7 protein-coding genes are annotated in these 4,295 nt (G+C 66.4%); 5 read left to right on the forward strand and 2 right to left on the reverse strand.

Annotated elements, in window-relative coordinates:
• Positions 1-180 precede the first annotated feature (180 nt).
• The gene (locus HUU94_RS04090) at positions 181-519 is read left to right on the forward strand and encodes a DUF3140 domain-containing protein (RefSeq protein ID WP_174273836.1); all 339 of its coding nucleotides are present in this window, start codon (positions 181-183) and stop codon (positions 517-519) included.
• Positions 520-603: 84 nt separating this feature from the next.
• Here the strand turns inward: HUU94_RS04090 and HUU94_RS04095 are convergent, their stop codons facing one another.
• Together HUU94_RS04095 and HUU94_RS04100 are read right to left on the reverse strand one after the other, a co-directional pair.
• A complete protein-coding gene (locus HUU94_RS04095) occupies positions 604-1,350 on the reverse strand; it encodes a hypothetical protein (protein WP_174273837.1) in 747 nt (248 codons plus the stop codon).
• The gene (locus HUU94_RS04100) at positions 1,344-1,574 is read right to left on the reverse strand and encodes a helix-turn-helix domain-containing protein (protein ID WP_174273838.1); all 231 of its coding nucleotides are present in this window, start codon (positions 1,572-1,574) and stop codon (positions 1,344-1,346) included. Before HUU94_RS04100 ends, HUU94_RS04095 begins: the two co-directional genes overlap by 7 nt.
• 293 nt (positions 1,575-1,867) lie before the next feature.
• Between HUU94_RS04100 and HUU94_RS04105 the strand changes: the two genes are divergently transcribed.
• The 4 genes from HUU94_RS04105 to HUU94_RS04120 all read left to right on the forward strand — a co-directional run.
• A complete protein-coding gene (locus tag HUU94_RS04105) occupies positions 1,868-2,845 on the forward strand; it encodes a cation diffusion facilitator family transporter (protein WP_174273839.1) in 978 nt (325 codons plus the stop codon).
• Positions 2,846-3,038: 193 nt separating this feature from the next.
• Positions 3,039-3,410, forward strand: a complete 372-nt coding sequence (gene rpsL, locus HUU94_RS04110) for a 30S ribosomal protein S12 (RefSeq protein ID WP_174273840.1) — start codon at positions 3,039-3,041, stop codon at positions 3,408-3,410.
• A gap of 71 nt (positions 3,411-3,481) precedes the next feature.
• The gene (gene rpsG / locus HUU94_RS04115; RefSeq protein WP_174273841.1) at positions 3,482-3,952 is read left to right on the forward strand and encodes a 30S ribosomal protein S7; all 471 of its coding nucleotides are present in this window, start codon (positions 3,482-3,484) and stop codon (positions 3,950-3,952) included.
• Between the two features lie 206 nt (positions 3,953-4,158).
• The coding region (locus HUU94_RS04120; RefSeq protein ID WP_174273842.1) for a GTP-binding protein at positions 4,159-4,295 on the forward strand (137 nt) is incomplete at its 3' end.

Here is a 4,295-nt window from a genome sequence, read left to right on the forward strand (position 1 = left end):
CCGCGTCCCGCGCGCAGGGTTCAGGCGCGGCGCCGGCCTCGTGCTCGCGGTCGCGGTCGTCGCCACCGCCGCGCGCTTCGTCGCCCCGCCGGTCTACGTCCCTCTGCCCGCCCGCTCCCCCGCCCCCACGATCGGCGCGCATTGAGGGAGCCGATCGCGCGCCGGGCCGTTGCCGCCGTCATGACCCAGGACGAGAAGAAGACCATCCACGCCGATTTCAGCAAGGCGGTCAACATGACCCCCGCCGCGCTCGAGAAATGGCTGGAGACCGAAGAGAGCAAGGCGGTCGGCTTCAAGGGCAAGGACGGCAGCGCCGCCGAAAGCGTCGGCCACGCCTCGGGCCGTCGCATCGTCCAAATCAAGCGGATGCACCGCGCCGAGCTCGCCGACGACGATTATGCCCACATGCGCAAAGTGGTCGGCTACGTCCGCCGCCACCTGGCGCAGGAACCCGCAAACACGGAAACCTCGCGCTGGCGCTATTCGCTGATGAACTGGGGCCACGACCCCTGCAAATAAGCGGCGCCGTCACCTTATCCGCTCGCTCTCGTCACCCCGGCCTTGAGCCGGGGTGACGTTTCAGCTCGAACAGACAGCCTCCAACTACCCACCATCGACCGGAACATCTCCGGTGGAAGCCCTTCCCCGCGCATGGCGGTCGATCTCGTAGGTCACCGCCACGATCAGCACCGCCAGGAAACCCACGAAGCAGGAATCGATTCCCAGCAGCATGGCCTTCGCACCGTCCGGCCCCTTCATCGCGGCGAACCCCAGCGCATAGTGGACGGTCATCGCGGGCAGGATCGTCAGCAGGTTGAAGCCGATCGCCCAAAGCAGGACGGGCGCGATCGCCCGGATCGATCGGATCGGCCCGCAACGAACGCCCAGCGGCGCCGAGGCGTACCATCGCGCCAGCAGGATATCGAGCGGGAAGGAGAGCAGCAGCAGCGCGCCGATCGCCCAAGCCGCGATCCTCAAATGCTCCGCGCCCAGCACCACCGGGCCCCAGATGCCGGGCAGCGCCATCGCGATCCGGAAGAGCCATAGCGGCAGGAAGCGCCGCAGCGCTTGCCGCTCCGGCCGGCCCGCCCGCGCCGCATCGCCCCATGCGAACCAGCGCATCGCCCAATAGCCGGGCAGCAGCAGCGCGATCACCTTGATCGTGCCGAAGCCCATGCGCACGGGCGAGAATTGCACCGCCTTCGCCTGTATCGCGCCATCGTAGAAGCCGATCGCCGCCTCCGCGAGATGCTGCACCGCCTCCGCCGCGACGGGGACCAGGAACAGCAAGGGGCATGCCAGCATGAAGGCGAAGGCGCCGCGATGGGCGTCGGCGAAAGGCTTCAGCATGTCGTCCGCTCCTGCTCGGGCATGGGATCGAAGGCGATCAGGTCGCCCGGCTGGCATTCGAGTTCGCGGCAGATCGCCTCCAGCGTCGAAAAGCGGATCGCCTTGGCCTTGCCCGTCTTGAGGATCGAAAGATTGGCGAGCGTGATGCCGACGCGTTCGGCAAGCTCGGTCAGCGTCATCCGCCGCTCCCACAGCAGATCGTCGAGCCGGATGCGGACGGGCATCAGACCGTCGCCTCGATCTCGTCCTGCATCTCCGCGCCCTTGCGGAACACGCGCGCCAGCACGAAGATCAGCAGCACGATCTCGAACCGGTTGATCGGCGCACCCTCGGTCATCGCACTCTCCCGGCGCCGATCGACATTCGGCTTCGTGAACCGAGTTCGCCTACAATCCTCCGTCATGCCGGACCCGTTCCCGCATCCACGGTGCCGCAAGACCGACAGGATTTTTGAACGACGAGCGAGCATCGTCTATCGATACATAACTTATCGATAAACGGCAAGCGCGTCGTTCATATGCATGGGGTTGATGAAGTTCGCCGCCTGCCCCAAAGCGGTGCGGTGGCGGAAGGCGGCAACAAACTGGTCCTGGTGACCGCGCTCGCCGCCAACCTCGGCATCGCGGTCGCCAAGTTCGTCGCGGCGGGAATCACCGGATCGTCGGCGATGCTCACCGAGGGCTTCCACTCGGTGGTCGACAGCCTCAACCAGATCCTCCTGCTCTACGGCCAGAAGCGCAGCCAGCTTCCGCCCGACGAGCTGCATCCGCTCGGCTATGGCCGCGAGCTCTATTTCTGGAGCTTCGTCGTCGCGATCCTGATCTTCGCGACCGGCGCGGGGCTCTCGATCTACGAGGGCATCCTCCACATCCTCGAACCGCACGAGATCGAGCGCCCGATCGTCAGCTATGTCGTGCTCGCCGTCTCGACCGCGCTGGAAGGCACGTCGTGGCTCGTCGCGGTGCGCGAGTTCGCGGGCGCCAAGGGCGAGCAGGGCTGGTGGCAGGCGGTTCGCCGATCGAAGGACCCGCCGAGCTTCATCGTGCTGTTCGAGGACAGCGCCGCCATCTTCGGGCTGATCGTCGCCGCGATCGGCATCGGCCTCGCGCAACTGACCGGCGATCCGGCGTGGGACGGCATCGCCTCGATCGTGATCGGCGTGGCGCTGGCGGCGGTCGCCTTCGTGCTGGCGCGCGAATCGAAGGGCCTGCTGATCGGCGAGCGCGCCGACAAGGCGCTGGTCCTGGCGGTGCGCGAGGTGCTCGACCGCCCCCATGAGGTGACGGCGGTCGGCCATGTCCTGAGCGTCCAGATCGCCCCGGATCGCGTCTTCGTCGCCGCCGAGGTCGATTTCGAGGACGAGGTCCGCGCCGGTGACGTCGAGCGCATCATCGCCGAGGCCGAGGCCGAACTCCGCCGCGCCTGGCCCGACATCGCCAGCCTCTATGTGAAGCCCAAGGCGGGCGTGCCCAGCGCCGCGCCGGAGGATCGTTGACCTCCACGCGGCGCGCGGCTATAGGCTGCCCCGTTCGCACCGGCTCGCCGGCTCGCGGATCTTGAACATTGCCGATGCCTGTCAGGGCCCGGAGGTCGCAAGATCGCCGTGGCCCTTATGCTTTTCCGCCCGCCAAGGGGGGGACGAGCGGCGGGTCCGGCAAAGTAACCCACGAATGAGGTGAAGGCTTCAAATGCCAACGATCAACCAGCTCGTCCGCAAGGGCCGCGAGCCGCAGAAGGAACGCTCCAAGGTTCCCGCCATGGAGGCCAACCCGCAGAAGCGCGGCGTCTGCACGCGCGTCTATACCACGACCCCGAAGAAGCCGAACTCGGCGCTGCGCAAGGTGGCCAAGGTCCGCCTGACCAACCAGCGCGAGGTCATCTCCTACATTCCCGGCGAGGGGCACAATCTTCAGGAGCATTCGGTCGTGCTGATCCGTGGCGGCCGCGTGCGCGATCTGCCCGGCGTGCGCTATCATGTGCTGCGCGGCGTGCTCGATACGCAGGGCGTGAAGAACCGCAAGCAATCCCGCTCCAAGTACGGCGCCAAGCGTCCGAAGTGAGCCGGCGGGCGCGGAGCGTCCGCGCGGGGTCCAGGGCCGCAGGCGGCCCGGTTGAAGGTAAGGAATAGAAGATGGCTCGTCGTCGTCGTCCGGAAAAGCGCGAAATTCTCCCCGATCCCCGGTTCGGGGACGTCACCCTTTCGAAGTTCATGAACAGCGTCATGCTCGACGGCAAGAAGTCGGTCGCCGAGGGCATCGTCTATGGCGCGCTCGAGACCGTCGAGACGCGCGCCAAGCGCGAGCCGATCGGCGTGTTCCACGATGCGCTCAACAATGTCCGCCCCGGCATCGAGGTGCGCAGCCGCCGCGTCGGTGGCGCCACCTATCAGGTTCCGGTCGAGGTCCGCCCCGAGCGCAGCCAGGCGCTGGCGATACGCTGGCTGATCACCGCCGCGCGCGGCCGTTCGGAGCATACCATGGCGGCGCGCCTTTCGGGCGAGCTGATGGATGCGGCGAACAATCGCGGCAACGCCGTGAAGAAGCGCGAGGACACGCACCGCATGGCCGAAGCCAACCGCGCCTTCTCGCATTATCGCTGGTAATCGCCTATATGGGATGAGCGGGCTTTCAGGCCTGCTTTCCCTTTTTGAATATCCACCCGCTCATCCTGACAGGAACTGAGCTCGGCGAAGCCCGTATCGAAGGACATGGCTTGTCCTTCGATACGCCATTTCGACAAGCTCGATGGCTGATCAGGATGAGCGGGTGGGATGAGAACCCGCCGCATGCTCGGCACAGGAGTAAGATCATGGCCCGCAGCCATCCGCTCAACATGTATCGCAATATCGGCATCATGGCGCACATCGATGCCGGCAAGACGACGACGACCGAGCGCATCCTCTATTACACCGGCAAGTCCTACAAGATCGGCGAGGTCCATGAGGG

Source organism: Sphingomonas bacterium (assembly GCF_903644055.1).
Classification (GTDB): Bacteria; Pseudomonadota; Alphaproteobacteria; order Sphingomonadales; family Sphingomonadaceae; genus Sphingomonas_I.

What these genes read in the sequence shown, in the direction of transcription:
- HUU94_RS04090 (WP_174273836.1), top strand. Translation starts at nt 181, where the DNA reads ATGACCCAGGACGAGAAGAAGACCATCCACGCCGATTTCAGCAAGGCG.
- HUU94_RS04095 (WP_174273837.1), bottom strand. Translation starts at nt 1,350, where the DNA reads ATGCTGAAGCCTTTCGCCGACGCCCATCGCGGCGCCTTCGCCTTCATG.
- HUU94_RS04100 (WP_174273838.1), bottom strand. Translation starts at nt 1,574, where the DNA reads ATGCCCGTCCGCATCCGGCTCGACGATCTGCTGTGGGAGCGGCGGATG.
- HUU94_RS04105 (WP_174273839.1), top strand. Translation starts at nt 1,868, where the DNA reads ATGCATGGGGTTGATGAAGTTCGCCGCCTGCCCCAAAGCGGTGCGGTG.
- rpsL (WP_174273840.1), top strand. Translation starts at nt 3,039, where the DNA reads ATGCCAACGATCAACCAGCTCGTCCGCAAGGGCCGCGAGCCGCAGAAG.
- rpsG (WP_174273841.1), top strand. Translation starts at nt 3,482, where the DNA reads ATGGCTCGTCGTCGTCGTCCGGAAAAGCGCGAAATTCTCCCCGATCCC.